We start from the raw sequence: 26,588 nt of genomic DNA on the forward strand, positions 1-26,588 counted from the left end.
GGCGTCAGCTTCTGGGGGCGCTCAGGTTTTTCAGAATCTCGATCTCTTCTTGTGTGGGGGTGTAACGACCGCCACAGCGAGCGTCGGTTTTTTGCAGCAACGTAAACACGGAAGCCGGGAGGGGCAGGGGATCGCAGCCGTGGCCGGTTTCGCAAATCAGATCAAACTCCGGTTTGGCCTTGATGTGACAGGCAAAACAGTTGCCGCCGAAACGGTTGACCACGTCCACAAAACCACGCTTTTCAATCTCACTGCCGTCTTTTGAAACGCTCAACTCAAAAAATTCCCAGTCTTTGGTGGCGGCATTAAAGCCTTTGGGGTGTTTGACCATCACTTCGGTGGGCACCAGTTGCACCACGGAGCCGGGAGGGTATTCACCCTGTTCGGCGTTGGCCACTTTCAAGGTGTCTTCCAGTTTGCCTTCAATCAGATTGTCTACGTAAAACCCCCGCACCGGAGTCATATCCAGCATGCAGTAGAAGTCGTCGGCTTCGACCTTAAGAGCCTCAGGTGCGGCTTTGGTGTCTGCCAGGACGGGGCTTGCCAGGGCGCTGATCATTAGCAGAAGCCACATTCTTGTGGTCAGTGATACGCTGTTCCACGTGGGGATAATCGGTGTTTTCACGGAATAAACTCCTTTTTAGGGCTGAGAGATGAGTTCTTAACGACATTGGACTCAGGGATTATACCTATTAATTGTGTAAAATTAAATTGCAAACAATTTAATGTGCCAGAAACAACGTCAGAGACAACCTCAGAAACTACGCTAGCAACAACAGCGCAGGTCGCCGAGCTCTGCACTTTCATTCGGTGATGTGACTACACACTGTCGGTTAGGGGTTATTTTGTATCGGGGATTACCACCCACTGAGGATCATCGAACTCGCCGATGGGGCGTATTTCACAGAAGGGAGCCGCGCTGCGAATAATTTCAGCAACCTGCTCGTTGTGTCTGGATTCCATGGCATCGCGTTGCTCTTTGCTTTCCCAACTGGCTATGGCAATCAGAACATTGGGATCGTCCAGTTTGCGGTGTAATTCGGTACCTCGTGCACCGGGAGCTCGCTGAATAATTTCGCTGGCACGCAGCCACGCGTCAGCGTATTCCTCGGCGGTGTGGCCGGGTTTGATATGGACTTCGAACAGGAATTTCATATCGTGACCTCTCTGCAAGTTGCTCGCATCAGATTCAACTTAGCCTGAAAGGTTGGGGGCTGCAATGATGGTTTGGTTGGCGGCGTCCAACGGACGGCAAGATGCATGAACACCCTGCATCTTGCCGTCGCGAACACCTTGGGCTTGAGACCTATTGCTAAAACGATTTCCTCAAGGTCACACCATAGCTTCGGGGATCTGCCAGATAAGACGTTGAAGAACCGATAAACGCGGTATCAAATATCACTTGTGCGTACTCTTCATTCAGCAGGTTTTTGCCCCAAAGCTCCAGACTCCATTTATGGGCCTGACTGACAATCCCGAGGCGGCCGTTGACCACCGAATAGGCGTCCTGAATCTTTTGCGCCGCCAGGTTGGAACCGGTGTTATAGCTGTCGCTGTAGCGAACGTTCAGGTACAGCAAGCCGCTCAGATCGTCGGTTAATTTTGGTGTCCAGCTGATGGCTGCGGTGGTAACCAGATCAGGGGCATTGGAGAGGGGTTCACCGGGCAGCCGGCGCAGCGATGGATTCAGTGGCGAGCCGGAATCATCGCCGACCAGATCATCGGCGTAGCGGGTGTTGGCGTAGGTTACACCGGCCATCAGATTGAGTGTTGAGGTGGCGCTGTAACTGGCTTCGAGTTCAATCCCTTCGGAAATCACCCCGTAGGTGACATCCCCGGAATCGCACGCGCCGCTGACCGGACTGGTATCCGTATCCAGACCATTCAGATTGCTGTCGCAACCATTGATGGTTTCCACAATGTAGACGGTGCCGTCGAACGTATTCAGCTGAAAGTTTTCAAAGCTTTGATAAAACAGGGCCGCCGAGGCGGTCAGACGTTCACCCTGGTATTTGGCACCCACCTCAAACGCATCGACGATTTCAGGATCAAATTTGAGATTGTCGACATCAGAATTACTGCGTGACAAATACGCGGGGCCCAGCGCCGAGCGATCCAGATTGTAGCCGCCGGCCTTGTAGCCCCGTGAATAACTGCCGTAGAACATCCAGTCGTCGGAGGGACGCCACGACAGCACCAGCGTACCGGTAAACTGCTCGGTGCTGTCGCTGTCTTTCAGATCGAGGGCGTTGAGTTCGGAGGTGCTGTTGCCCTGACAGGCCAGCGTCAGGAAAGCCGGAGACAGCATTGGAAAGATGCCGGGCGACAAACTGCGCATATCGGCGCAGACGGTGTTGGTGTTGTTGAAGTCCGCATCGAAGCGTTTCTCGTCGTAGGTGTAACGCAGGCCCACGGTAAGATCCAGAGTGTCGGTCAGCTTGACAATGTTGTGGGTAAACAGGGCGAAGGTTTCGCTGTCCTGCTGATAGCGGCTGCCGTCATCGCCGAGGTTTTGCAGACTGTACAACAGGTCAAAGGCCTGCAGGGTATCGGGAGATAAACTGTTGGCGACGAAGCGTCCGGTTGGGTTCAGACACCCGGAACTGGACGCGTCCATGAAAGCGGTGCCCAGACTGGCAGCGAGCAGGCAGGAGGTATAAGCCCCGTAATCGCTGCCTAACTGCAAGGTGCTGCCCTGTTGCAAGGTTTCGTTGGAGTAGTAGGCACCGGCGAGCCAGTCGAGTCGGTCATTGAAGGCCGTGCCCTGCAAGCGGAATTCCTGGGAAAAGGTTTCAAACTGACGACCGCTGCCATTTTCGGAAATGCTCAGAATGTCCGCATAGTGGTACTCGGCATCGGCGGACTGGGCGCTGTCGTAGTCGCGGTAGGCGGTGATGGAGGTGAACGTCATGTCGTTGATCGTCCAGTTGAGTTCGGCAGACAAACCCCATTGCTCCGAGGTGCCGCCGTAATCGCGACCGGGACTGATGGCCATTTTGCGGTCGTAGGGATCGTCCATGGACGGGTAGAGTTCGTCCAGACTTTTGCCTGTCACCGCCATCAGTATGCCGATGTTCGGGTTGTACACCGGGTCCAGCAGTTGCGAGTTGGTGAGTGGCTGGATGTCATCGGTGTGGTCACTGATGTCGTCGGTCGCAAACACCGCACCGCAGCAATCTTCATTCTGTTTGGTGTAATCGCCGATGATGCGCAGCGACAGGTTATCCTGCGGTTCGATCATCAGTTGACCGCGCAGAAAATAACGGTCGCGGTTGTTGAGTTCATAGCCGGTGTTCACGTCTTCATAAAAACCGTCGCGCTTGTAAAAAATACCTTCCAGCTTGCCGGCGACGGTGTCCGACAGTCCGCCATTGATACTGGCTTCCAGTCGCTGCTGATCGTAATTGCCGTAGGTGACCGAAATATCAGATGCGAACTCCTGCGTGGGTGGTGCCGTGGTGATATTGATCAAACCAGCGGAGGCGTTGCGGCCGAACAGGGTGCCCTGAGGGCCGCGCAGCACCTCAATTTGTTGAATGTCTCCCAGTTCTCCCATGCCGACACCGGTGCGGGAGCGGTAAACCCCGTCGACAAAAATGGCCACCGAACTTTCCAGACCGATGTTATCGCCCACGGTACCAATACCGCGGATGCGCGCCGAGGTATTGGATTCGGATCCGGTGGAAGAAATCAGGACGGAAGGTGATAACTGATTCAGCTCCTTGACGTCATAGGTACCTGAATTCTGAATGTCAGCCTTGGTGACCACACTGACGGCGATGGGAACTTCGCTGAGTGACTGACTGCGTCGTGTGGCTGTGACAACAACTTCTTCGATCAGATTGTCAATGTTGCTATCGGCCGGTTGAGTTTGTGCGTGTGCCGCTTGTGCCAGCAAAACCAGAGGGCTGCAGGCGGTAAGTAAAGCTGTTATTTTTTTCATGCTATTTACCTACGGTTGAGTAACAGTAACGCTGTTAATTATTGTTGTGGGTGATGACCTCTCTCCCTGTTGAGCGATCGGACTGCCGCCACCTGGAGACAGCCCGACGAGTGCAGTTTCTGTTGTGTATTGTGTTGCCTAGTTGGCAAATCGCCATGGCAGCATGGCTTCAAAGTTGGCGCGATAGAACTGATCCTTGATGGCTTCATCCAGGTCTTCGATGGAGCCTTCAAAATAACCCAGTGGATCGGTTGTGCCTTCCGGGTGTGGATAATCACTGGAGAACATAAACAGTTCAGGGCCGGCGTCATCGATCATCCTTTTCAGGTCTTCTTTCGGGAAGGGCGTGAATTTCACGGCGCGACGAATCTGTTCGGAAGGCGTTAAAGTCATGGCTTGCAGATAGGGATCTGTCTTGCTGAAACTTTTAAAGGAAATGTCCAGCTCGCGCAAAAACTCCGGCACCCAGCCCGCACCGCATTCAATAACGCCCCCTTTCAAACGCGGGAAGCGTTCAAACACACCGTCGTAGACCATGGCGGTGAGAAAAATCTGCGGACCGTAAGACAGCATGATGTAATCCGGAAAGCGCAGGTTTTCACCGCCGCCGTGAATGTCCGGCGCTCGCTCGCGACCGTTGTTGTGATAGGCACTGGGTTGCGTCATGGTGCCGGGGCCAATGTGCAGGACAAAAGGTACGCCGCGATCCTGGAGTTTTTGCCAGAACGGATCCAGATCCACATGACCCGGTGAGCGGTCGCCGGCCGGGCCGGTGGACACCTGAATGGCTCCGGCACCTGCGGCCAGTACCCGATCCAGTTCATCCAGTGCTTTTTCAGTATTGTTCAGCGGAATATAGGCCACATAGATCAGGCGCGGATCCTTGCGGCAGAATTCGGCCATCGCATCATTGGCCGCTCGGGCACCTTTATAAACCAGAGTTTCATCATCCAGCCTGGTAAACGTACCGAGAGAAAAAGTGCCGAACACCAGTTGGGTTTGAAATCCCATTTTGTCGAGAGCCACAGAGCGTTCTTCCGGATCGAATGCACCATAGGCGACCCAGCCTTTGGGGCCATCGATCAGTTTCTCAGCTGCCGCGGCTTCGGCTTCGGCATTGCCTTTGCGCTGTCTGGCGGCTTCGATTTGCTCACGAATAAAGTCCGGTGCCCGATCATAGAGGTCATTGAGTTTATCCGCGCCTTCACCGGACAAATAAGGTTCCAGCCAGTCCTGAGTTTCCATGATGTGGGCATCCGCGTCGTGGACGATTCTGCCTTGTACGTAGTTAGCCATGTTGTTCATACATCTCTCCTGCTGTGGTTGTAGGGGTGTTGTTATCTTGTTTTACGACAGAGGTGATCCAGGGCTGCGACGATCCTTCAAGTGCGACAAAGCGCCCAGCACCAGATCCACATAGAGATCGGCGAGGAACTGTCGGTCTTCTTGGGTTGTGAGTACATGAGCCTGTATGCGAAGTGAGGTAATCCCCGAGAGCAAAATCCCCATGGCCGAGGAGGCCTCGCGTCGCGACAGTCCGAATTCGTCAATGGCCAATTGCGCAAAAGCGCGTACCGAACGCCGATCGCGCTGTGACTGTTCTGCCTTGAAGCCGACCTCCTGAGTGTGAACTTCCTGAGGTCCGAACATCCAGCCGTGGGTATCCACAGCACCGAGCACTGCGCTGACAAAGGCTCTGAGTCGGCCTTCAAAACCGGTGGCTTTGTTGACTTCCTGACTGATGGCATCGTGAAGTTTGAAGGCTTCGCGGGAGTAGGTGGCATTGATCAGGTCTTCGCGATTGGCGAAATGTTTGTACACCAGGGTGCGGGTGACTCCGGCGCGCAGGGCAATGGTGCCAATGGAAATTTTTTCGGCACCCTCTTCCCGAAGGATGTCCAGAGCCAAGTCGATCAGATCGTTGCGCCGCTCATCGGCGGTCATGCGGTCCTGGGGGGTGGCGGCAGTTTGCGTATCGCGGGTCACTCGAAACTCCTGTGCTGTAAGCGGAAACCGGAGGGTGGTAAAAGTAGTTGCCAACGGGCCGGTTACATGTTGTAAACTTTGTGTGGTTACAGAATGTAAACTTGATGGTTACACTTTGCAACTGTAACCGGCGACAAATTGTGGGTTTGAGAAAGTGTTTGTTTCCTGAAACAAGAAAAGTTCTTATAAATCAGATAATTAAAAGTTGACGCCAGATCATGAAGGGGAATGTAATGAGTCAGAATAATCATAAAATGCGCATTATCGATAAGCTGTCCTATGGCATCGGCAGTATCCCCTACGCGCTGAAAGAGGCGACCTTTGGCAACTTTGTGCTGTTTTTTTACACCCAGGTTTTGGGGTTGTCGGGTTCCCTGACGGGGTTGGCCATTTTTATTTCGGTCATCTGGGATGCCGTGTCTGACCCGATGGTGGGAGCCTGGTCAGATCGATTGAAAAGCCGCTGGGGGCGTCGGCATCCGCCGATGGTGCTGGGCTCGATACCACTGGCGCTGTCGTTTGTGATTCTGTTCAGTCCACCGGAGGCCTGGCTGGAGCAGCAGTGGGCGATGTTTGGCTGGTTATTGTTTTCGGTCCTGCTGTTAAGAACTTCCCTCACGATCTTTTACATCCCGCAGAACGCCATGGGCGCCGAGATGGTGGATAACTACGCCGAGCGATCTTCCATTGTCAGTTTTCGCACCAATCTGGGTTGGATTGCGGGGGTGGCCATTCCGGCGATCTGCCTGACGGTGATTTTCGCCGAGGTGAACGGTCAGGATGGTCGCTTCGTTATCGCAAACTACGCCATCTACGGCTGGGTGGCTTTTGTGCTGGTGATGTTGTCGTGTCTGCTGTGTGTGCTGGGGACAAGACACTACATTCCCCGGTTGCAGAAGATTGCCGCTCGCAGCAAGGAGAGCCCGGGGATGCGCGGCATGCTGAGCGATACCCTGGCGACCTTGCGCAACGACAACTTCCGGCGGATTTTCATTCTGGAAATTGCCGTGGGTGGCACGCTGGGCATTCTGGGCGCTTTGCAAATGATTACCTGGACCTATTTCTGGGAGCTGTCGGTGGAGCAGATTGCCCTGCTGGCCCTGTCGTCATTACTGGCAGTGGCGGTGGCGTTTCCCGGCATGAGCTGGATGGCCAGGCGCTGGGAAAAACAGACCCTGCTGCGCATTGCCGTGGCCGGCCTGGTGTTTAACACACTGTGGCTGGTGCCCGGACGGCTGCTGGGTGTGATTCCCGAAAACGGCACACACTGGCTGTTTGCGATGGTGTTTATCAACACCCTGATTACCACCATCCTGACCATTATGCGCACGGTGAATCTGCATTCGATCATGGCGGACATTGCCGATGAGCACGAGTTGGAGACCGGGCGACGGCAGGAAGGGGTGTTTTTTGCTGCAACCACTTTTGCGCTGAAATTCGTCATGGGGTTTGGTTATATGGTGGCCGGGCCGCTACTGGATATTGTCGGACTGCAACCGGGGGTGGAGCCCGGGCAGGCGTCCGAATCGGCGCTGTTCGGCATCGGTATTGTGGTGGGGCCCGTTCTGGTGGCGCTGTTGATGATTCCCTGGTGGCTGGCGATGCGCATTGATGTCAGTCGCAAAAGAACGGATGAAATCCAGGCGGCGCTGATTTTACAGGCGCGCAGTGATTATTAATGGCAGGAGTTTGCTTGAGCTCAGGATGGCCAGCTGCAGGATTTCTGAGGCGGTGAAGCTCCGGTTTATTTTGACGGACGATGATCGGGGGCAATACCAAACACGTCGAGGTGTAACGCAAGCCCCTGACCCAGCCAATAGGCATGGTCCGTGTGATCCTTGATATCGTCACCGGTGAGCCCGTGTACAAAAATCGTCAGACCATTGCGGTTGGCATCCAGCCAGGGAACAAAACGGTCAAAATCCTTTTTGCCGAAAATGACCTGGAAGCTCCAGCGCGGGTGCGGGCCCACCTGTTTTTCATGGAAGCGACCGACCTTGAGCTCGAAGTGGTTACTGATTTGGCTATACAAATCGCGAGCCTGTTCCACCGTGTCGGCGTCGAAGTAAATGTGGGCGTGATAGGCCTGATGAACATTCACGGGTTGTCGGTAATCTTCGATCATGGATCGGTTAACTCTGTTGAGGTTTGAGTGAGCGTGACTGAATAAAACCATAGATGACAAAGCCCAGGGAAACCAGTTGCTGGCCCATCAGGATGGGTTTTGCCTGCAACAACATCAACGCTGCCATACTGAGATTCATGAGGGCAAAGAGCAGCCAGCCGGCCCGGTGATTCTTCGCCATATAATAGCTGCCCAGTAAAAAGCCCAGCATAATCCCGACTTCCAGTATCTGGGATATCGAGGTGATACCACCGTACTGATGAATGCTGTAGCTGACACCAAAGGCCAGTGAGGTATAGGTGCACAGGGTCACGATTTTGTTGAACAGCTTGTGGATTTTTTTGTGATCGTGGTAGGTGTTGTATGCCCCCAACAGCATGGAGGGTACGCAACCGGCCTGAATCGAAGCCGCGATCCAGTTGTGTTCGCCAGCCAGTACCATGACCCAGGCGGGCACACCAAAAATGTAGATGATCCAGCCCGATAACCTGAGTTGTTTTTTCGTGGGTTCACGGCGCCCTTCTGCCACCGCGAAGAGTATCTTGTTGGCCAGATAGAATAGTCCACCCCAGATTTGCAGCAACAGATCCATCATGCTTTTTCTCTACCTCAGAAATTTGCATCGTCCACACATGAAGGCAGTGGCGCGTGAGACCGGGGCTTTGTGATTACCGTCGGGTGTCGAAAAGAGCAGATTGGATCAGGGTCAAACCAAACAGACCCAGAATCGTGCCGGTGCACTTATCAATGTAAAAGGCCAGCCGATTGAAGGCATTGCGCACACTCTTTTGTGACAAGGCATAAATGATAAAGGCATCCCAGGCAAACACCACAAAAGTCATCCACAGTCCCAGCACAATTTTGAACATCAGGCCGACATTATCGTTGAGGACCAGTGTGAACAGACTGAGGTAGAACAGAGGGTTTTTGGGGTTCAGTATGCCGGAGGCAAACCCGGTCAGAAACTCCCGTAGCAATGTCGAGCGGTCACGGTTATTGATTTCTGTAGCCTGGCTGAGAGCAGCATAATCGGATTTTTTTGCGCGCAACGCCGAAAACGCCAAATAGGTTAAAAACAATCCGCCCGCAAGTTTTAAGGTGGTCATGATGACAATGGAGCTGGACAGAATGGCACCGACGCCGATCAGACAAAGCGCAATATAGACGGCATTGGCAGAGGCGATACCGGCGGCAACTCCGAGTGCGGTTTGTTTGCGGTTGCTGACGGCACTTTTGACCACCAGTACAAAGTCCGGACCTGGGCTGAGCAGGGCGAGGAAGTGCGCGAGGGCAACCGTGACAAACATGGCAAACAGTGTCATATCCATAAGGGGAGTCTCTGGCTCAATGGGCAGTTAAAGTAACAGTCAGGCTTTGCCTGACATCTTCGCCACTTCGTTTTCAATCCAGTTTTTCACCTCTTCCGTGACGGCCTTGCTGGTTCGACCCTCGGTGGGAATCGGTGCGCCAATGGAAACTTCAATCACACCGGGGTTTTTCACCCAGCGTTTCATGGGCCAATAAACCCCGGCATTGTGAGCCACCGGGATCAGCGGTGCACCGGCATTGATGGCGATATCGGCACCGCTGCGGGCGTAGGTGCCGGTTTGGCCAACTGGAGTGCGTGTTCCTTCCGGGAACACCAACACGTTATTGCCTTCGCTCAGGCGCTTTTGGCCGTAGGTTTTGACTTTCTTGAGAGCTTCTTTCGGGTTGCTGCGATCAATGGCGATAGGGCGACACTGAGCCAGGCCCCAGCCGAAAAATGGAATTTTCAGCAGTTCTTTTTTCAGAATGATGGAGGTGGGGTGAAAGAACCACTGGAAGAAAATCGCTTCCCATGACGACTGGTGTTTGGCCATGATGACAAAGGCCTGATCTTGCGGCAGGTTTTCCTGACCTCGAACTTTACAGCTGACACCGCAGACGTATTTCAATGCCCATAACATGACGACATTGAACGAAATAAAAAAGCGGCTGCGAAACCGGTAGGGGGTAATGGGCATTAGAATGCCCAGCACACCGAAAATGACGGCGGTGATGGACATGATGGTGTAAAAAGCTATAGCGCGGGCAACCTGCATAAATCATCCATAATGTTCAGTAATGTAGAGAGCGGCCTGTTGTAAATCATCAAACACCGGCAGTGTATTTAATGACAGCTGCTCTTTTTCGTTTTGGGCTGAAGGCTCTTCTTGTAATTTTTTCAGGGTGTTCAGGCCTTTTCCGGTTTTCACCAAAATCGGGTCGCAACCTTTGGCTATGCCTGCCTGCAAGTCTCTCAGGCTGTCGCCGATTAACGGGGCTCCGGCGGCACTGAGTTCAAACTCTTTTTCAATAAGATCGATCAAGCCGGGCAGTGGTTTGCGGCAGCTGCAACCATCGTCCGGTCCGTGCGGGCAATAAAAGATCGCACTGATTTCACCCCCTTCGGCGGCGACAGCAGCACGAAGCTTGTTGTGCATGGCTTCCAGATCATCGGTGCTGAAATAGCCGCGGGCGATACCGGACTGATTGGTGGCAATCACCACGGTGTAACCATTGCGGCACAGGTGTGCAATGGCTTCAGCACTGCCGTCGATGAGGATAAATTCTTCTGCGGATTTCACAAACGCATCGGAGTCACGATTAATCACTCCGTCGCGATCGAGAATCACCAGTTTGGTGTTTGTGTTGGGCATAGGTCGGTGATTCACAGATGGATAAAACGGTCGTCATTGCGAGCAGCGTCTGCGGCTCGCAATGACGGTTCTTTAGGCATTACCTCAGTTCTTGCTGGGTGCTAACAGAGAAATATCAGCCACCTGCAGGAACAGTTGACGCAGCTGACTCAGCAGCGCGATGCGGTTGTTGCGCAGCGCCTCGTCGTCGGCCATCACCATCACGTTGTCAAAAAAGTCATCCACCGGAGCACGCAGGCTGGCCAGGGCTGCCAGAGTGCCGGTGTAATCATTGGCGGTAAACAGTGGGGCAACCTCGGCGGACTTGGCAGCCAGTTGTTCGGCCAGGACTTTTTCTGCCGGTTCCTGCAGCAGCTCGGCATTCACGGAAGCGTCGGTGTTAGCTTCGGTTTTGGCCAGAATGTTGGAAACCCGCTTGTTGGCCGCTGCCAGAGCCTCTGCTTCGGGCAATGCACGGAAGGCGTTCACCGCCAGTACACGATTGTGAATATCCAGCGGTTCGGACAATTGTTTGGCCTGTACCGCCTGGAAGACTTCAGCGGCGATCTGGTCCTCTTCGTACCAGGCGCGGAAGCGTTCCACCATGTAGGCGAAAGTGGTTGCCACGGTTTCGTCGGCGTTACCAATATTGCTGCCATGCTGTTCGGCGGCGGCAGACAACAGCGCTTTCAAATCCAGCGGCAATTGTTTTTCCACCAGCAGACGCAACACACCCAGACTGGCGCGGCGCAGGGCAAACGGGTCTTTCGAACCGGTAGGCTTCTGGCCAATACCGAAAATACCACTCAGGGTATCGATGCGGTCGGCCAGAGCCACGATGGTGCCGGTTTCGGTTTCCGGCAGGGCATCACCGGCAAACTTCGGCTGGTAGTGTTCTTTCAGGGCGCTGGCCACGTCTTCGTCGAGACCTTCGTGGACCGCGTAGTAGTAACCGGCCAGACCCTGCATCTTGTCAAACTCGCCGACCATGTCTGAAACCAGATCCGATTTGCACAGCTCGGCGGCTTGTGCGGCCTTGTCGGCGTCGGCACCCAACTGGTTGGCAATGTTGGCTGCCAGTCCCTTGATGCGCTCGGTCTTGTCAAAGATGGAGCCCAGCTGAGCCTGGAAGACGATGGGTTTCAGGCGGTTGCGGAATTCGCCGAGGGATACTTTTTTATCGGTTTCAAAGAAGAACGCCGCATCGGACAGACGCGGGCGAATCACACGCTCGTTACCGTCGATGACCTGTGCCGGATCTTTACTTTCGATGTTGGAGACCGTGATAAAGTAGGGCAGCAGTTTGCCGTTCTTATCCACCACCGGGAAGTACTTCTGGTGCTCTTTCATGGAGTAGATCAGCGCTTCAGAAGGCACTTCGAGGAAGCGCTCTTCAAAGCGGCCGGTCAGGGCCACGGGCCACTCCACCAGACCGGTGACTTCGTCCAGCAGGTCCTGATCGATCACGGCAACCCCGTTGATTTTCTCGGCTTCGGCTTCGACCTGTTGGCGAATCAGTTGCTGACGCTGCTCATAATCCACCATGACATAGCCGATGGATGGCAGCTTTTTCAGGTAATCGCTGGCGTTGTCTACCTGCAGGGCCTGATTGTAGTGGAAGCGATGGCCGCGGGTTTCACGACCGGCGTGCAGGTTGAGCATGTTGGCTTCAACCAGATCGTCTCCGAACAGCATGATCAGCCAGTGCACCGGACGGACAAACTCCGCGCGGCTGGCGCCCCAGCGCATGCGCTTGGCAATGGGCAGGGCGTTGAGTGAATTTTCCACAATGGCAGGCAACAGCTCGGCGGTGGTTTCGCCACCGGCCTGGGAGCGATACACCAGCTTGTCGACCTTGCCGTCGTTCTCGCTGGCCAGTTCACTGACGGCAATGCCGTTCTTGTTGGCAAAGGCTTCAGCGGCCTTGGTGGGATTGCCATCGGCATCGAAAGCAATTTTGGCCGGAGGGCCCCAGACAACCACATCTTTCACGGGGGTCTGCTCTTCCAGATTGCGCACCACCACGGCCAGACGGCGAGGGGCGGCGTAGGGTTCGATGGCTTCGAACGCCAGATTCTGCTGCTTCAGACCGTCGGCAATGCCGCTGCTGAAAGCCAGCATCAGTTTTTTCAGTGCAGTTGGGGGCAGTTCTTCGGTGCCCAGTTCGACCAGAAAATCCTTAGCCATGATTACTGTTCACCTCCCTTTTGGTCGGCAGCTTCGTTTTCTGCCACCAGTTGCATTACTTGTTGTCTCAGGTTGTCTTCCGCCAGCGGGAAGCCCAGTTTCAGGCGCGCATCAAAGTAGGCCTGGGCCACGGCGCGAGCCAGGGTGCGTACACGCAAAATGTAGCGCTGGCGCTCGGTGACGGAAATGGCGTGACGGGCATCCAGCAGGTTGAAGGCGTGGGAGGCCTTCATCACCATCTCGTAGGCGGGCAGTGGCAGGTTTTTCTCAATCAGACGCTGGCTGTCGCGCTCGCAGGTGTCGAATGTCTGGAACAGGAAGTCCACATCCGCTTCTTCAAAGTTGAAGTGGGACATTTCGATTTCGTTCTGCAGGAAGACATCGCCGTAGGTGACCTTGTTGCCGTCCGGACCGATGGTCCACACCAGATCGTAGATGGAGTCGACACCCTGCAGGTACATGGCGATACGCTCCAGGCCGTAGGTGATTTCACCGGTAACCGGGAAACACTCCAGCCCGCCCACTTGCTGGAAGTAGGTAAACTGGGTGACTTCCATACCGTTAAGCCACACTTCCCAACCCAGACCCCAGGCACCCAGGGTGGGGGATTCCCAGTTGTCTTCCACAAAACGGATGTCGTGGATCAGGGTGTCCAGTCCCAGCTCTTGCAGGGAGCCCAGGTACAGATCCTGAATGTTGTCCGGAGAGGGCTTCAACACCACCTGATACTGGTAGTAGTGTTGCAGACGGTTGGGGTTTTCGCCGTAACGACCGTCGGTGGGACGGCGGCAGGGCTGCACATAGGCAGCGTTCCAGGTTTCAGGGCCAATGGCGCGCAGGAACGTGGCCGGATGGAAGGTGCCCGCGCCCACTTCCATATCCAGTGGTTGCAAAACGACGCAGCCCTGACGGGCCCAGTATTGTTGAAGTGCGAGAATCAGTCCTTGAAACGTACTGACATCGGGCTTGTTGGTCTCAGACACGGCTGTCTGTCCCTCCGGCTTTGGTGAATTTCGGTAAATAATCGACAATAGAGCGAAAATAGGGGCGAGATTATAGCCTTAGCGGCAGATAGCACCAAGGAATGCGTCCAATTTAGCAGATTGGCTGGCCAGACAGAGGCGCAGAACACGGTTGCGGGGCAGGATCTGCCACTTTGAGGGGGTTAAATCTGTGATATTTGGCGGTAAGTTCCATGTTGTTCAGCAATAAGTCATTGGGTAAGCTTCCGCCTCCCCATTACTGGCTTTGAGTTTTCTATGTCGGATTCACCTTCTTCCCTCAGTTTTAAGGAACGCGTGATCGTCTTCTGTTTAAAGGGCAGTGCCCGCTTGCCCCTGTGGTTGAGTCGCGGCCTGGGTGGTGTGTTGGGGTGGGCATCCTGTGTGTGCCGCAACAGCTTGTACCGGGTAACCCGGGAAAATCTTGAGTTGTGTTTTCCGACGATGGCAGAGGCCGAGCGCAAACAACTGATCCGTGACAGCCTGATCGAAACCGGCAAGATGATGCTGGAAACCGGGGCCGTGTGGATGAAAGATCAGGCTTGGCTGGAGAGCAAAATCCTGGCGGTGCACCAGCGTGAAATCCTCGATGAGGCGCTGGCTGAAGGTCGCGGGGTGGTGACGCTGGCTCCCCATCTGGGGAATTGGGAGGTGCTGGGACTGTATTTGTCCGAGGTGCCCGGAGCCACTTTCCTTTACCAGCCGCCGGAGATTGAAGAGGTGGACCGCATCATTCGTGAAGGCCGCGAAAAAGCCGGTGCGACCGTGGTGCCGACCAATCGCCGCGGGGTGCTGGCGCTGCTGAAGGTGATGAAGGCCGGCGGCTTTACCGGGATTCTGCCGGATCAGGTGCCTGATGCCGCCGGTGGTGAATTCGCCCCTTTTTATGGTGTACCGGCTCTGACCATGACCCTGGTCAACAGCCTGCGGGAGCGCTCAGGCTGTAAGATCATTGCTGCCTATGCCGAGCGGGTGAAGGGCGGTTTTGAAATTCATTTTGAGCACGCCGACGAGCGGATCTATTCCGAGGATACCCTGACGGCTCTGACGGGCTTGAACAAAACCGTTGAGAAGTGTGTGGACGCGATTCCCGCCCAGTATCAGTGGGAGTACAAGCGTTTCCGCAAGCAGCCGGAAGGTATGCCCAAGCTCTACAAAAAGAAAAAGTAAACGCTTACCGTCTCCAGAACATGGGGCTGAACAGCACCAGCAAGGTGAACACTTCCAGTCGACCCAGCAGCATGGCAAAGCACAGCACCCACTTGGCAGTCATGTTCATATCGCCGTAGTGAGTCGCTACTTCTCCCAGTCCCGGCCCGAGATTATTGATACACGCGCCCACGGCAAAGAAAGCCGTCACCACGTCCGAGCCGGTGCCGATCAGAATCAGAAACATCATAAAGTAGGCGAAGACATAGACCGAGAAGAAGCCCCACACCGCATCGACCACCCGGTCTGACACGCTGGTGCTGCCCACTTTAATCGGGATGACGGCGTTGGGGTGGATCAGTCGCTGGATCTCCCGTACACCCTGTTTGATGATCAGCATGATGCGAATCACCTTGATGCCGCCGGCGGTTGATCCGCCACAGCCACCCATAAAGGCAAAATACAGCAACATAAATGGCAGAATGTTGGGCCAGGCACTGAAGTCGGTGGTGGTAAAACCGGTGGTGGTGAGGATCGATACCAGCTGGAATATCCCGTGGCTGACACTGTCGCCAAAATCAAATATGCCGAAGTGATACAACAGGAATACGGTCAGCACGCAGCCCACCAGAATGGCGCCCATATAGAGGGTAAATTCCGGATCGCGGAAATAGTGGATGAAACTGCGATCCCGCCAGCTGTAGAAGTGCAGGGCGTAGTTGACCCCGGAGACGATCATGAAAAACACGCAGATGGCGTGAATCAGCTCGCTGTCGAAATACCCCATGCTGGCATCGTGGGTAGAGAACCCACCAATGGCGACGGTGGCAAAGCTGTGGCAGATGGCGTCGAACAAGGTCATGCCCGCAAACCAGAAGGACAGGGCACAGACAATCGTCAGCCCGAGATAAATAAAGAACAGGGCCTTGGCGGTTTCTGTGATTCGCGGTGTCAGCTTGCGATCCTTGACCGGCCCCGGCGTCTCGGCCCGGTAGAGCTGCATGCCGCCGATGCCGAGCATGGGCAGGATCGCCACGGCGATCACGATGATACCGATCCCCCCCAGCCACTGCAGTTGCTGGCGGTAATAAAGAATCGACTTGGGCAGGGCATCGAGCCCGGTAATCACCGTGGCTCCGGTGGTGGTCAGACCTGACAGGGATTCAAAGGCGGCGTCGGTGAAAGACAATTCCAGCCCGCCGCTGAACATAAACGGCAGCGAACCGAACAGCCCCAGTACCGACCAGAAGAGCGCAGTAATCAGAAAACCGTCGCGGGTGCGCAGATCCTGTTTGACGTTATGCACCGGAAACCAGATCAGCAGTCCGGTAAAGAAGGTGATGGCAAAAGCCAGTAAAAAGGCCATCTGGTTGTGGTCGTGATACCACAGCGACACCATTAAAGGCGGAAACAGCGTCAGGCTGAAGAGCATCAGCAAAATGCCGAGAATGCGGGAAATAACCGTAATGTGCATGGATGATTAGGCGCCTGACTAGAAAAAGGTGAAGCCAACCTGAAACAGTTGCTCGATGTCTTTGGTGTGCTTCTTGTCGACCAGGAAGACGATTACGTGATCCCCGGTCTCAACCACGATGTTGTCGTGGGCAATCAACACTTCACTGCCTTTGTCGGTCTCTCGCAGAATGGCGCCGATGCTGGCGCCGGCGGGGAGATCGATGTCTTCAATGGCTTTGCCCACCACCTTGGAGGTGCGAGGGTCGCCGTGGGCAATCACTTCAATGGCTTCCGCCGCGCCCCGTCGCAGGGAGTGCACGTTGACGATATCACCGCGACGCACGTGGGTCAGCAAACTGCCGATGGTGGTTTGCTGGGGTGAAATGGCGATATCGATCTCGCCCCCCTGCACCAGATCCACATAGGCTGGATTGTTGATCAGTGTCATTACCTTGCGGGCGCCCAGTCGCTTGGCCAGCATCGAGGACATGATGTTGGCCTCGTCGTCGTTGGTCAGTGCCAGGAACACATCGGTGTCTTCGATATTTTCTTCCAGCAACAGCTCCTGATCCGATGCACTGCCGTGCAAGACGATGGCGCGATGCAGGCGCTCGGACAAATACTTGCAACGATCCAGATGGAATTCGATCAGCTTAACGCTGTAGCGGGATTCCAGTGACCGTGCCAGCCGGAAACCAATGTTGCCGCCACCGGCAATGATAATGCGCTTGTACTGATTCTCCAGTCGGCGCAGTTCGCTCATCACTGCGCGAATATCGGATTTGGCGGCGATAAAGAACACTTCGTCGTCAGCTTCAATGACCGTTGAACCTTCCGGTGTAATGGCGCGATCGCGGCGATAGATGGCTGCCACCCGGGTATCCACGGCAGGCATGTGCTGGCGCAGGAAACTGAGTTCCTGTCCCACCAGTGGGCCACCATAGTAGGCTTTTACCGCCACCAGCTGTACCTTGCCGTCGGCAAAATCCAGCACCTGAAGGGCGCCGGGGTGTTCGATCAGTCGGAAAATGTAATCGCTGACCAGTCGCTCGGGGCTGATCAACACATCAATGGGAATCGCGTCGTTGCTGAAAAGATCGGGCTTGTTGAGGTAGGCGTTGGCGCGGATACGGGCGATTTTGGTGGGGGTGCGGAACAGACTGTAGGCCACCTGACAGGCAATCATATTGAGCTCGTCATTGCTGGTGACGGCAATCAGCATGTCGGCGTCTTCAATGCCGGCCTGCACCAGCACGGTCGGGTGCGAGGCTTCACCGGTGACCACGCCAATATCGAAACGATCGACCAATTCCCTCAGGCGCGACTCGTCGGTGTCGACTATGGTGATGTCATTGGCTTCGTTGGCAAGGTTTTGCGCGAGTGTGCCGCCAACCTGACCGGCTCCCAAAATAATGATTTTCATGGTCGATTAATGACCTTATTCCCGTGTGATTGAGCGTAGGTTGTCAGGGTGCGTCGGACTTATTGATACATGCGTAGTAAAAACCGTCGTGTCCCTGAATCTGTGGCAGTAACTGTCGACCGCAGGCTTGAGGCAGCCCCCAGAGTGCATCGATAGGGTCGTGTTTGGCACCTGCCTCTGACTCGATAAACTGTTCGACTACCCGGGTGTTCTCGGTGGGCAACAGAGAGCAGGTGGCGTACACAAGGCGACCACCGGGCTTGAGTGTTGGCCACAGGGCTCGCAAAAGGCTGAGCTGTAGTGCCGCAAGCTTAGCAATATCTGCTGCGTTGCGCAGCAGTTTGATGTCCGGATGACGACGCACCACTCCGGTGGCCGAGCAGGGGGCATCCAGCAAAATGCGATCGAAGGGTTCGCCATCCCACCACTCGTCCACGGCCAGCGCGTCGGCACAGATCAGGGTCGTAGTCTGGTTGTACTGGTTTAACTGATGTTGCAGGCGTTGCAGGTTGTCTTTTACCCGCTCCAGTCTTCGCGCTTCCAGATCCAGCGCCACCACGTTTTGTAATGGGCTGGTCAGCTGTGTGCCCAGCTCCAGAATGTGCCCGGTTTTGCCGCCGGGTGCGCAGCAGGCGTCCAGCACCCGCTGTCCCGGTTGCAGTTGCAACAGCTCGCCCGCCAGTTGCGCTGCTTCATCCTGCACACTCAGTTTGCCCTCACTGAAGCCGGGCAGTTTATTGACATCACAGGCCTTGTCGAGCGTCAGTCCAAACGGACTGAACGGGGTCGGGGTGCTGCCCAATTCCAGGTTCTCAAGTGTCTGACGGTAGTCATCGCGGCTTTGCTGAGACAGGTTAAGGCGCAGGGTAAACGGCGGGTGGGCGTTGTTCGCTGCAAACACGGCCTCTGATTGTTGCGGCCAGAAGTTTTCAATACTTTTGCGCAGCCAGTTGGGGTGCGCCGAGGTATAGGCCGGGCTTTTCTGTAAAGCGGCTTCGAGAGATTCCCGCTCCCGCTGAAACCGTCGCAGAATCCCGTTGACCAGCTTTTCGGCCCAGGGCTTTTTCAGGGATTTGCAGGCGGCCACGGTATTGTTCAGGGCCGCGTGATCGGGAATGCGCAGATACTTGAGTTGATACAGGCCCAGCAGCAGCAGCGCGTGGATATCACTGTCTTTGGGCTTGAGGGGTTTTTCCAGCAGCCGGTTCAGAATGGACTGCAGTTGGGGCTGCCAGCGACAGGTACCAAAACACAGTTCCTGCAACAGCGGCTGTTCCTGTGCATCGACCTTGTCCAGCGCCGGTGTCATCAGACTGGCCAGTGAGGCCTGCTGTTGCAGGACGCTGGCGAGCGTCAGGGCCGCCTGAACCCGAACCGGGCGCGGACTTTTGTGACTGGCGGATTCGCTGCTCATTTACAGTTGGGTGCCGGTGGCAAAACGGTCGCCGTGACCGTTGAGGATATCGCGCACCGCCAGCGCTTTCTTGCCGGGCAGTTGCAGCTGGCTCAGAGACAGGGCGCCGTCACCACAGGCGACCACGATTCCCTGGTTATCGGCTCGGAGAACGGTGCCGGGGGTTCCTTGCCCGTCGCTCAATTGGCATTCCCAGACCCGGATACGATCCTTGCCCTGGCTGAAATACGCCACTGGGAAGGGGTTAAACGCCCGGATCTGGTCGTACAGGACCGACGCCGGTTGCTGCCAGTCGATGGCCGCTTCTTCCTTGGTCAGTTTGGAGGCGTAGCAGGCCAGGCTGTCATCCTGCTTTTCCGGTTTCAGGGTTTGTTGCTCGATCTGGGTCAGGGCTTCAAGCAGGGCCGGGCCACCCTGGGTGAGCAGTTTGTCGTGCAGGCTGCCGCCGGTATCCTCAGTGCTGATCGGGCAGTGGGTTTTGATCAGCATATCGCCGGTATCGAGACCAATGTCCATCTGCATGATGGTGATGCCGGTTTCGCGGTCGCCGGCGGCAATGGCTCGCTGAATCGGCGCGGCGCCTCGCCAGCGGGGCAACAGCGAGGCGTGCACATTGATGCAGCCAAAGCGGGGGGCATCCAGAACCGGTTGCGGCAACAGCAGTCCGTAAGCCACGACCACCATCACATCGGCATTGAGTCCGGTGAGGGTGTCCAGTGCGCCGTCTTCTTTAAAGTTGACCGGCTGAAACACGGTCAAACGGTGTTGTTCGGCCAGCTGCTTGACCGGACTGGCCACCAGTTTTTTGCCGCGACCGGCGGGGCGATCGGGCTGTGTGTAAACGCCCACTATCTCGTGATCACTGTCGATCAGGCACTGCAGGTGGTGAGCGGCAAAGTCCGGGGTGCCGGCAAAGATCAGACGCATGGTACTTCCATCGTTAAGTCGTATTGAGGTCGTATTACAAAAAAAGGGAAGTCAGACTTCCCTTGCTGTTCACGGTATGTCGCTGTTCCTGTCTAGCCGCTGGCTTGCAGCCGGTGAGCTTTTTCCAGCTTTTTGCGAATGCGCTGGCGCTTGACGGGCGACACATAATCGACAAACAGTTTGCCTTTCAGGTGATCCAGCTCGTGCTGAATGCAGGTGGCCAGAAGACCATCGGGCTCCAGAGTAAAGGGTTCTCCGTTGCGGTCGAGTGCTTTGACAATGATGTTGGACGGACGATCGATGGTTTCATAGAAACCGGGAACCGACAGACAGCCTTCGTCGTAGGGCAGGGTGTCGTCGTCCAGCACCGTCACTTCCGGGTTAATAAACACCAGCGGATCGCTCTGGTCCTCGGAAATGTCCATCACCACCACCTGTTGGTGAACATTGACCTGGGTGGCGGCCAAGCCGATACCGGGCGCGTCGTACATGGTCTCGAACATATCGTCGATCAGTTGACGGATAGAGTCGTCTACCGTCTCGACGGGCTTGGCCTCAGTACGCAGGCGGGGGTCGGGAAATTCCAGTATCTTTAATATAGCCATAGTTCTTGGTGTGACAAACTTCTAGTAAAAAGGTAACAAGCGCTGATAACATTATGAATCATACAGCATTTAAGTGTTGGGGCTGGTGATTTTCCTTTAGTGGCTACCTGCCCGGCTTCGTTTTGGGGTGAAGCCAGGTGGACGGGTCGGGAAAATAACTGCCGCGTCTTTGATTCTACAAATGGAACCAGCACGAGTGTTCGTCCAGCTATTATAACGTCAACTGCTGGCGGACCGAACAAACAGGATCGGTTTCTATGAAAAAACTAGCGTTTGCCTTCTTTGCTTTGTGTTTATCTCTTTCTGCCCTGGCGGATGAGGTGCGTTTGAAGGACCCACACCCTGATCGCTACACCGTAGTGAAAGGCGATACTCTCTGGGATATTTCAGGAACCTTCCTGCAAAATCCGTGGATGTGGCCGGAAATCTGGCAAGTGAACCCACAGATTGAAAACCCCCACCTGATCTATCCGGGCGATGTGATCAAGCTGGTCTATCTCGACGGCAGACCCCGTCTGACCCTGGAGCGGGGCACCCGCAACGTCAAATTGTCCCCCCAAGTCCGGGCGATTCCGCTGGATGAAGCCATCCCGGCCATTCCACTGGACGAGATCAATAACTTCCTGAGCCGCAGCCGTGTCGTGACCGCTGCGGAAATGGAAGCCGCTCCCCACGTTCTGACGGGTGCCGAGCAGCATCTGGTGGTCGGTGCCGGTGACCAGCTGTATGCGCGTGGCGATTTCAGCGATGGTGCCCAGGTCTACGGGGTGTATCGCGGTGGCCAGCGCTTTATCGATCCGCAAACCAATGAGTTGTTGGGGCTGCAGGCCCTGGATATCGGCACGGTGAAGATCCGTGATGAGCAGGGCGATCTGGGCACTTTCGATGTGACCCGCTCGGTGGAAGAGATCCGCATTGCCGACCGTTTGCTGCCCCATGAAGAGCGCGCTATCGAATCCACTTTCTATCCATCCCGTCCTGAAGAAGGTCTTGAGGGTGTCATCATGGCCGTTGAAGGCGGCCTGACCCAGGTGGGTCGTATGGACGTTGTTGCCTTTAACCGCGGTGAGCGTGAAGGCGTGGAAGTGGGTAACGTCTTTGCCATCTATAAAGATGGTGGTGCGATTCGCGATCGGGTCAAGGGTGATGTGGTGAAGCTGCCCGACGAGAAAGCCGGTCTGATGATGGTGTTCCGCACCTTTGAAAAAATGAGTCTGGCACTGGTGCTGGAAGCCTCCCGTCCTCTGGCGGTGAACGACAAGGCGCGTCATCCCTAACAGGGTTGGCAGCCAGACTGAATCAAGCCCCGGCCCTGTCCGGGGCTTGTTGTATCAGGAGCTTGCTCCTGAACTTTAAAAAATCAAAAACATCAAGGATGATGCTATGAACAAGGAAGGTTCAGGGTTGTCTTTCGACGACCCGACTCCGTGGTTAATCCCGTTTCTGTTATCTCTCCCCGGGTTTGGGGTGTCCCGCTACTGGCAATTGCGGCACAACAACCTGCCTCTCGAGCGATTGTTGACCCAGCCTCTGGGCAGCCTGCAGCGTTTCTTTCCCGCCGCTTGCCGGTCGATGTTTAACGAGTTTTATCGCTATCGGGAGCAAAGCCCGTGCTGGCGAACCTTTGTCGAGCGCCACCTGCCGCTTGTGGATACTGGGGTCGACGTCATAACCCACGAGGATATCCGCTATCCCGAGATGCTAATGGCCACCGACCAGCCACCGCCGGTGCTGTATGTGCAGGGGGCGGTGGAAGCCCTGTCCATGCCCCAGATCGCGTTTGTGGGCAGTCGTCACGCAACCCCAAATGGAAGAGAAAACGCCAGGCAGTTTGCCCGCTACCTCGCCAGTGTGGGATTGGGCGTGACCAGCGGTCTGGCGCAGGGCATCGATGCCTCTGCCCATTTGGGGGCACTTGAGGGGCATGGGGTAACGCTGGCGGTGATGGGGACCGGTATCGATCGCATTTATCCCGCGCGTCATCGCACCATGGCGCAAGACATTGTCGCCGGCGGTGGAGCCCTGATTACGGAATTTGCCCCCGGAACGGCGCCTCACAGTGGAAACTTTCCTCGTCGCAACCGCATTATCAGTGGTTTGAGCTTGGGGGTTGTGGTGGTGGAAGCGGCCCTGAAGAGCGGTTCACTGATTACGGCTCGCTATGCCCTGGAACAAAACCGGGAGGTGTTCGCCATACCCGGTTCCATTCACAATCCCCTGAGTCGGGGCTGTCACCGCCTGATTCGGGAAGGCGCGACCCTGGTCGAGACGGCGGAAGATATCGCCCGGGAGTTGAGAGGCTGGGCGCTGTCAGTTCCGATGGTGGATATCGGCACGACAGCTGTTGAGGGCGCTGAACCCGAGTCGCAGGCGGATCGACTATCCGATGCCTCACCCCAGGAGCAGGCTCTGCTCAAGGCGGTCGGTTTTGACGTCTGCAACCTCGACGAGCTGGGCGCTCGGGTTGCGCTTTCCACGCCAGAGTTGCTGGCCACTCTGATGCAGCTGGAACTGCGTGGACTGATCGCCCAGGAGGGTGGCAATATCGTACGTTTAGGGTAAGTTGTGCTTTGCATGCGCTTGAGGTAAGTTGCCGCGCGTATTGTCACCATTGAGAAGAGAATTACGGATGGACTGGTCCCGTCACCCAAGCATTCAACGCGCTGCCGACCTGCTCTGGAGCGGTGAGATTATCGCCTACCCCACCGAGGCCGTGTGGGGATTGGGGTGTTCCCCATTTGATGAGCAGGCGGTGTACAAGCTGCTGGCCCTGAAAAAGCGGGATTACGAGAAAGGCATGATCCTTGTCGCGGCGGATATTGAACAGTTTGCCGATTATCTGCGCCCGCTGACCGACGAGCAGCGGGCAACCCTGACCGCCTCCTGGCCGGGGCCCAACACCTGGATTGTGCCGGATCTCGAGAATCAGATTCCCGAGTGGGTCAAAGGTCAGTACGACAGCGTGGCGCTACGGGTCAGTGCGCACCCGTTGGTGGCTGGCCTGTGCCGGGCCTTTGGTGGGCCGATTGTGTCCACCTCGGCCAACCCGCAGGGTAAGAGCCCGGCCTTGCATCAATGGAAAGTGCATCAGTATTTCAGCGACAGCCTGGGGATGATTACCCCCGGTGCAGTGGGTGCCGAGGCAAAGCCGACACAGATTCGCGACCTGGTGACCGGTCGGGTTGTGCGAGCCAGTTAAAGGTTTCGCTGGCAGCTGCCGAGCCCGTACAAATGGCCCGGTTTAGTTCGAGGCTGTTTGATGTAACGCAAGTTGCTCGCCATTGGCATAGGGCATGATGCGCTCCCACAACCCATTACCTGAATGCGAAAGCAGAAAGACACAACCCGAGGAAGCCCATGAGCCAGCCGGATAAAAACGCCGTTAAAGAATATTTGTTGTCCCTGCAGGACAGTATCTGCGCCCAACTGGAAGCCGAAGATGGCGAGGGCAAGTTTGTCGAAGACAGCTGGCAGCGGGAAGAGGGCGGCGGTGGTCGCTCCAGAGTGCTGGTGGACGGTGCCGTGATTGAAAAGGGCGGTGTGAACTTCTCTCATGTCTTCGGAACCCAGATGCCGGCATCGGCAACCGCCCATCGCCCGGAGCTGGCGGGTCGATCTTTCGAAGCCATGGGGGTGTCGCTGGTGATTCATCCGCGCAACCCGTTTGTGCCCACCAGTCACGCCAATGTACGTTTCTTTATCGCTGAAAAAGAGGGTGAAGAACCCGTGTGGTGGTTTGGTGGCGGCTACGATCTGACACCCTATTACGGCAACAAGGAAGACTGTCAGTTCTGGCATCAAACCGCCAAAGAGGCCTGCCTGCCCTTTGGCGAAGACATCTACCCGCGATTCAAAAAATGGTGCGATGAATATTTCTATCTCAAGCACCGCAATGAACCCCGCGGTGTGGGCGGTCTGTTTTTTGATGATTTCAACGAGTTGGGTTTCGAGCAAAGTTTTGCGTTCATGCGCTCTGTGGGGGACAGCTATGTGGAAGCCTATCGCCCGATTATGGCCAAGCGCAAACAGCAGGAGTACACCGAGCAGCACCGGGATTTTCAGTTGTATCGTCGCGGACGCTACGTCGAATTCAATCTGGTGTTTGATCGCGGTACCCTGTTTGGTCTGCAAACCGGTGGTCGCACCGAATCCATTCTGATGTCCCTGCCACCTCTGGTTCGCTGGGAGTACGACTGGCAACCGGAACCGGGATCTGCAGAAGCAGAATTAACCGAAGTGTATTTACAACCACAGGAATGGGTATAACCGATTGATGAACAGCCCCAAGGATCAGTACCGCGTCTTCGGCAATCCCATTGCCCAATCCAAGTCGCCGCAAATTCATCACCAGTTTGCCGAGCAAACCGGTGAGGCACTGAACTACGAAAAGCAGTTGGTTGAGATCGACGGTTTTTCTGCTGCCGCCCGTCAGTTTTTTGCTGACGGTGGCAAGGGGCTGAACATCACCGTTCCGTTTAAACTGGATGCGTTTGAATTCGCCACGCAGCTCACCGAACGGGCGCGCAATGCCGGCGCGGTGAATACGTTAAAAGTGCTGGATGATGGCTCCATTCTGGGGGACAACACCGACGGTCAGGGGATGGTCTCCGATATTGTCGAACACCTCGGCTGGTCCCTGGCGGGTAAGAATGTTTTAGTGCTGGGTGCCGGCGGCGCGGTGCGCGGTGTACTCCAGCCCCTGTTGGAACAATCCCCGGCGAACGTGGTGATTGCCAACCGGACCATTGCCAAAGCCCTGACACTGGTGCGCGAATTCAAGCGCTATGGCAAGGTGCAGGCCTGTGGTTTTGACGATCTCACCGATCAGCAATTCGACGTAGTGATCAATGGTACGTCTGCCAGTTTGTCTGGTGATCTGCCACCGCTACCGGACTCCTTGCTCACAGACAACGCCTGCTGTTATGACATGATGTACGGCGCAGAACCGACCGTCTTCATGCAATGGGCGCAGCAGCATGGGGCCAGTCACATCGCCGACGGACTGGGCATGCTGGTAGGTCAGGCCGCAGAAGCTTTTTCTCTGTGGCGCGGTGTTAAACCGGAAGTCAATTCGGTGATCACATCACTGCGGGAACAGCTGCAATCCTAATCCACAACCTGGCGTTTAATTGATCTAAATCTAATAAGTCTTCGAGACCCTGCACTAGAATCTTCGCCATATTCAGTGTCAGGAGATTAAGTTCATGTCGCTACAGTGGTCGTCCGATCTGGAAATCGGGATTCCAGTCATTGACAGTCAGCATCAACGCATTGTGGATTACATTAATGGCGTTGAGCGCGCTCACCAACATCACAGCCAGGCAGAATTGCTCGAAGTTCTGGACGAGCTGATTGACTACACCCTGTCTCATTTCGCGTTTGAAGAATCGCTGATTGAAGAGGCGGGTTACCCTTTCTGTAAAGCCCACAAAAAAGTTCATGCCCTTTTCACTCGCAGAATTCAGGCCTACCAGCAAAGCGCCAAAGCGGGAGAAGACGTTACCGAAGAGTTGGCCCACACGCTCAAAACCTGGTTGGTGAACCACATCAAACACGATGATCGCGATTACACCGGTGTGGTGAAAGCGAATATGAATGAAGCGACCAAACGAGTGAAAACCAAGTCTGGAAGTTGGATGGCCCGGTTGTTTGGCTAATGTGTTTCTTAAGAACACCTGTTTTTGAAGAACATCTGTTTTTGAAACGCAACAGT

The 26,588-nt window shown here is 55.5% G+C and carries 25 protein-coding genes; 8 read left to right on the forward strand and 17 right to left on the reverse strand.

What is annotated here, in order from left to right; all coding sequences use genetic code 11:
• Positions 1-4: 4 nt before the first annotated feature.
• From KOI40_RS02595 to KOI40_RS02615, 5 genes are all read right to left on the reverse strand, one after another.
• Positions 5-625 (reverse strand): hypothetical protein, encoded by a 621-nt coding sequence (locus KOI40_RS02595; protein ID WP_216095872.1) that lies wholly within the window; start codon positions 623-625, stop codon positions 5-7.
• Between the two features lie 215 nt (positions 626-840).
• Positions 841-1,155: an antibiotic biosynthesis monooxygenase family protein gene (locus KOI40_RS02600; protein WP_216095873.1), complete on the reverse strand. Its 315-nt coding sequence runs from the start codon at positions 1,153-1,155 to the stop codon at positions 841-843.
• A gap of 157 nt (positions 1,156-1,312) precedes the next feature.
• Positions 1,313-3,943 carry a TonB-dependent receptor gene (locus tag KOI40_RS02605; protein WP_216095874.1) on the reverse strand — a complete coding sequence of 877 codons (2,631 nt, stop codon included), beginning with the start codon at positions 3,941-3,943 and terminating at the stop codon, positions 1,313-1,315.
• 138 nt (positions 3,944-4,081) lie between these two features.
• On the reverse strand, positions 4,082-5,248 hold the full coding sequence (locus tag KOI40_RS02610) for an amidohydrolase family protein (RefSeq protein WP_216095875.1): 1,167 nt from the start codon (positions 5,246-5,248) through the stop codon (positions 4,082-4,084).
• A gap of 42 nt (positions 5,249-5,290) precedes the next feature.
• Positions 5,291-5,929, reverse strand: a complete 639-nt coding sequence (locus KOI40_RS02615) for a TetR/AcrR family transcriptional regulator (protein ID WP_216095876.1) — start codon at positions 5,927-5,929, stop codon at positions 5,291-5,293.
• 233 nt (positions 5,930-6,162) lie between these two features.
• Between KOI40_RS02615 and KOI40_RS02620 the strand changes: the two genes are divergently transcribed.
• Positions 6,163-7,608, forward strand: coding sequence for an MFS transporter (locus KOI40_RS02620; RefSeq protein WP_216095877.1), 1,446 nt, complete (start codon positions 6,163-6,165; stop codon positions 7,606-7,608).
• Positions 7,609-7,673: 65 nt separating this feature from the next.
• On the opposite strand, the gene KOI40_RS02625 is transcribed toward KOI40_RS02620, so the two are convergent.
• The 7 genes from KOI40_RS02625 to glyQ all read right to left on the reverse strand — a co-directional run bounded on the left by KOI40_RS02625 (position 7,674) and on the right by glyQ (position 13,884).
• Complete coding sequence (locus tag KOI40_RS02625; RefSeq protein WP_233709877.1) at positions 7,674-8,054, reverse strand: DOPA 4,5-dioxygenase family protein; 381 nt, start codon at positions 8,052-8,054, stop codon at positions 7,674-7,676.
• 7 nt (positions 8,055-8,061) lie between these two features.
• On the reverse strand, positions 8,062-8,649 hold the full coding sequence (locus tag KOI40_RS02630; protein WP_216095878.1) for a nicotinamide mononucleotide transporter: 588 nt from the start codon (positions 8,647-8,649) through the stop codon (positions 8,062-8,064).
• Between the two features lie 73 nt (positions 8,650-8,722).
• Positions 8,723-9,382 (reverse strand): LysE family transporter, encoded by a 660-nt coding sequence (locus KOI40_RS02635; protein WP_216095879.1) that lies wholly within the window; start codon positions 9,380-9,382, stop codon positions 8,723-8,725.
• A gap of 39 nt (positions 9,383-9,421) precedes the next feature.
• A complete protein-coding gene (locus KOI40_RS02640; RefSeq protein ID WP_216095880.1) occupies positions 9,422-10,138 on the reverse strand; it encodes a lysophospholipid acyltransferase family protein in 717 nt (238 codons plus the stop codon).
• A 3-nt stretch (positions 10,139-10,141) separates the two neighbouring features.
• Entirely contained in the window at positions 10,142-10,735 is a 594-nt protein-coding gene (gmhB, locus tag KOI40_RS02645) for a D-glycero-beta-D-manno-heptose 1,7-bisphosphate 7-phosphatase (RefSeq protein ID WP_216095881.1), read from the reverse strand.
• A gap of 84 nt (positions 10,736-10,819) precedes the next feature.
• Positions 10,820-12,901, reverse strand: a complete 2,082-nt coding sequence (gene glyS / locus KOI40_RS02650) for a glycine--tRNA ligase subunit beta (RefSeq protein WP_233709878.1) — start codon at positions 12,899-12,901, stop codon at positions 10,820-10,822.
• A gap of 2 nt (positions 12,902-12,903) precedes the next feature.
• Positions 12,904-13,884, reverse strand: a complete 981-nt coding sequence (glyQ, locus tag KOI40_RS02655; protein ID WP_216095882.1) for a glycine--tRNA ligase subunit alpha — start codon at positions 13,882-13,884, stop codon at positions 12,904-12,906.
• Between the two features lie 276 nt (positions 13,885-14,160).
• Here glyQ and KOI40_RS02660 point away from each other — a divergent pair, with 276 nt between their 5' ends.
• A complete protein-coding gene (locus KOI40_RS02660; RefSeq protein WP_216095883.1) occupies positions 14,161-15,072 on the forward strand; it encodes a lysophospholipid acyltransferase family protein in 912 nt (303 codons plus the stop codon).
• A 4-nt stretch (positions 15,073-15,076) separates the two neighbouring features.
• On the opposite strand, the gene KOI40_RS02665 is transcribed toward KOI40_RS02660, so the two are convergent.
• The 5 genes from KOI40_RS02665 to def all read right to left on the reverse strand — a co-directional run bounded on the left by KOI40_RS02665 (position 15,077) and on the right by def (position 20,875).
• Positions 15,077-16,525, reverse strand: coding sequence for a TrkH family potassium uptake protein (locus KOI40_RS02665; protein ID WP_216095884.1), 1,449 nt, complete (start codon positions 16,523-16,525; stop codon positions 15,077-15,079).
• Between the two features lie 18 nt (positions 16,526-16,543).
• On the reverse strand, positions 16,544-17,929 hold the full coding sequence (gene trkA / locus KOI40_RS02670) for a Trk system potassium transporter TrkA (protein WP_216095885.1): 1,386 nt from the start codon (positions 17,927-17,929) through the stop codon (positions 16,544-16,546).
• A 43-nt stretch (positions 17,930-17,972) separates the two neighbouring features.
• Positions 17,973-19,343: a 16S rRNA (cytosine(967)-C(5))-methyltransferase RsmB gene (gene rsmB / locus KOI40_RS02675; RefSeq protein ID WP_216095886.1), complete on the reverse strand. Its 1,371-nt coding sequence runs from the start codon at positions 19,341-19,343 to the stop codon at positions 17,973-17,975.
• Complete coding sequence (fmt, locus tag KOI40_RS02680) at positions 19,344-20,270, reverse strand: methionyl-tRNA formyltransferase (RefSeq protein ID WP_216095887.1); 927 nt, start codon at positions 20,268-20,270, stop codon at positions 19,344-19,346. It lies immediately after the preceding gene.
• A 92-nt stretch (positions 20,271-20,362) separates the two neighbouring features.
• Positions 20,363-20,875 carry a peptide deformylase gene (gene def / locus KOI40_RS02685; protein WP_216095888.1) on the reverse strand — a complete coding sequence of 171 codons (513 nt, stop codon included), beginning with the start codon at positions 20,873-20,875 and terminating at the stop codon, positions 20,363-20,365.
• A 257-nt stretch (positions 20,876-21,132) separates the two neighbouring features.
• On the opposite strand from def, the gene KOI40_RS02690 reads away from it, so the two are divergent.
• From KOI40_RS02690 to KOI40_RS02715, 6 genes are all read left to right on the forward strand, one after another.
• Positions 21,133-22,152, forward strand: coding sequence for a LysM peptidoglycan-binding domain-containing protein (locus tag KOI40_RS02690; protein WP_216095889.1), 1,020 nt, complete (start codon positions 21,133-21,135; stop codon positions 22,150-22,152).
• Positions 22,153-22,258: 106 nt separating this feature from the next.
• Complete coding sequence (gene dprA / locus KOI40_RS02695) at positions 22,259-23,437, forward strand: DNA-processing protein DprA (RefSeq protein WP_216095890.1); 1,179 nt, start codon at positions 22,259-22,261, stop codon at positions 23,435-23,437.
• Positions 23,438-23,504: 67 nt separating this feature from the next.
• Positions 23,505-24,074 carry an L-threonylcarbamoyladenylate synthase type 1 TsaC gene (tsaC, locus tag KOI40_RS02700; RefSeq protein WP_216095891.1) on the forward strand — a complete coding sequence of 190 codons (570 nt, stop codon included), beginning with the start codon at positions 23,505-23,507 and terminating at the stop codon, positions 24,072-24,074.
• A gap of 158 nt (positions 24,075-24,232) precedes the next feature.
• Positions 24,233-25,141 carry an oxygen-dependent coproporphyrinogen oxidase gene (gene hemF / locus KOI40_RS02705; RefSeq protein ID WP_216095892.1) on the forward strand — a complete coding sequence of 303 codons (909 nt, stop codon included), beginning with the start codon at positions 24,233-24,235 and terminating at the stop codon, positions 25,139-25,141.
• A 7-nt stretch (positions 25,142-25,148) separates the two neighbouring features.
• Positions 25,149-25,985 carry a shikimate dehydrogenase gene (gene aroE / locus KOI40_RS02710; protein ID WP_216095893.1) on the forward strand — a complete coding sequence of 279 codons (837 nt, stop codon included), beginning with the start codon at positions 25,149-25,151 and terminating at the stop codon, positions 25,983-25,985.
• A 94-nt stretch (positions 25,986-26,079) separates the two neighbouring features.
• Complete coding sequence (locus KOI40_RS02715) at positions 26,080-26,532, forward strand: bacteriohemerythrin (protein WP_216095894.1); 453 nt, start codon at positions 26,080-26,082, stop codon at positions 26,530-26,532.
• The last annotated feature ends 56 nt before the right edge of the window (positions 26,533-26,588 follow it).

Origin of the sequence: Pseudomaricurvus albidus (assembly GCF_018863235.1) — a bacterium.
Lineage (GTDB): Bacteria > Pseudomonadota > Gammaproteobacteria > Pseudomonadales > Cellvibrionaceae > Pseudomaricurvus > Pseudomaricurvus albidus.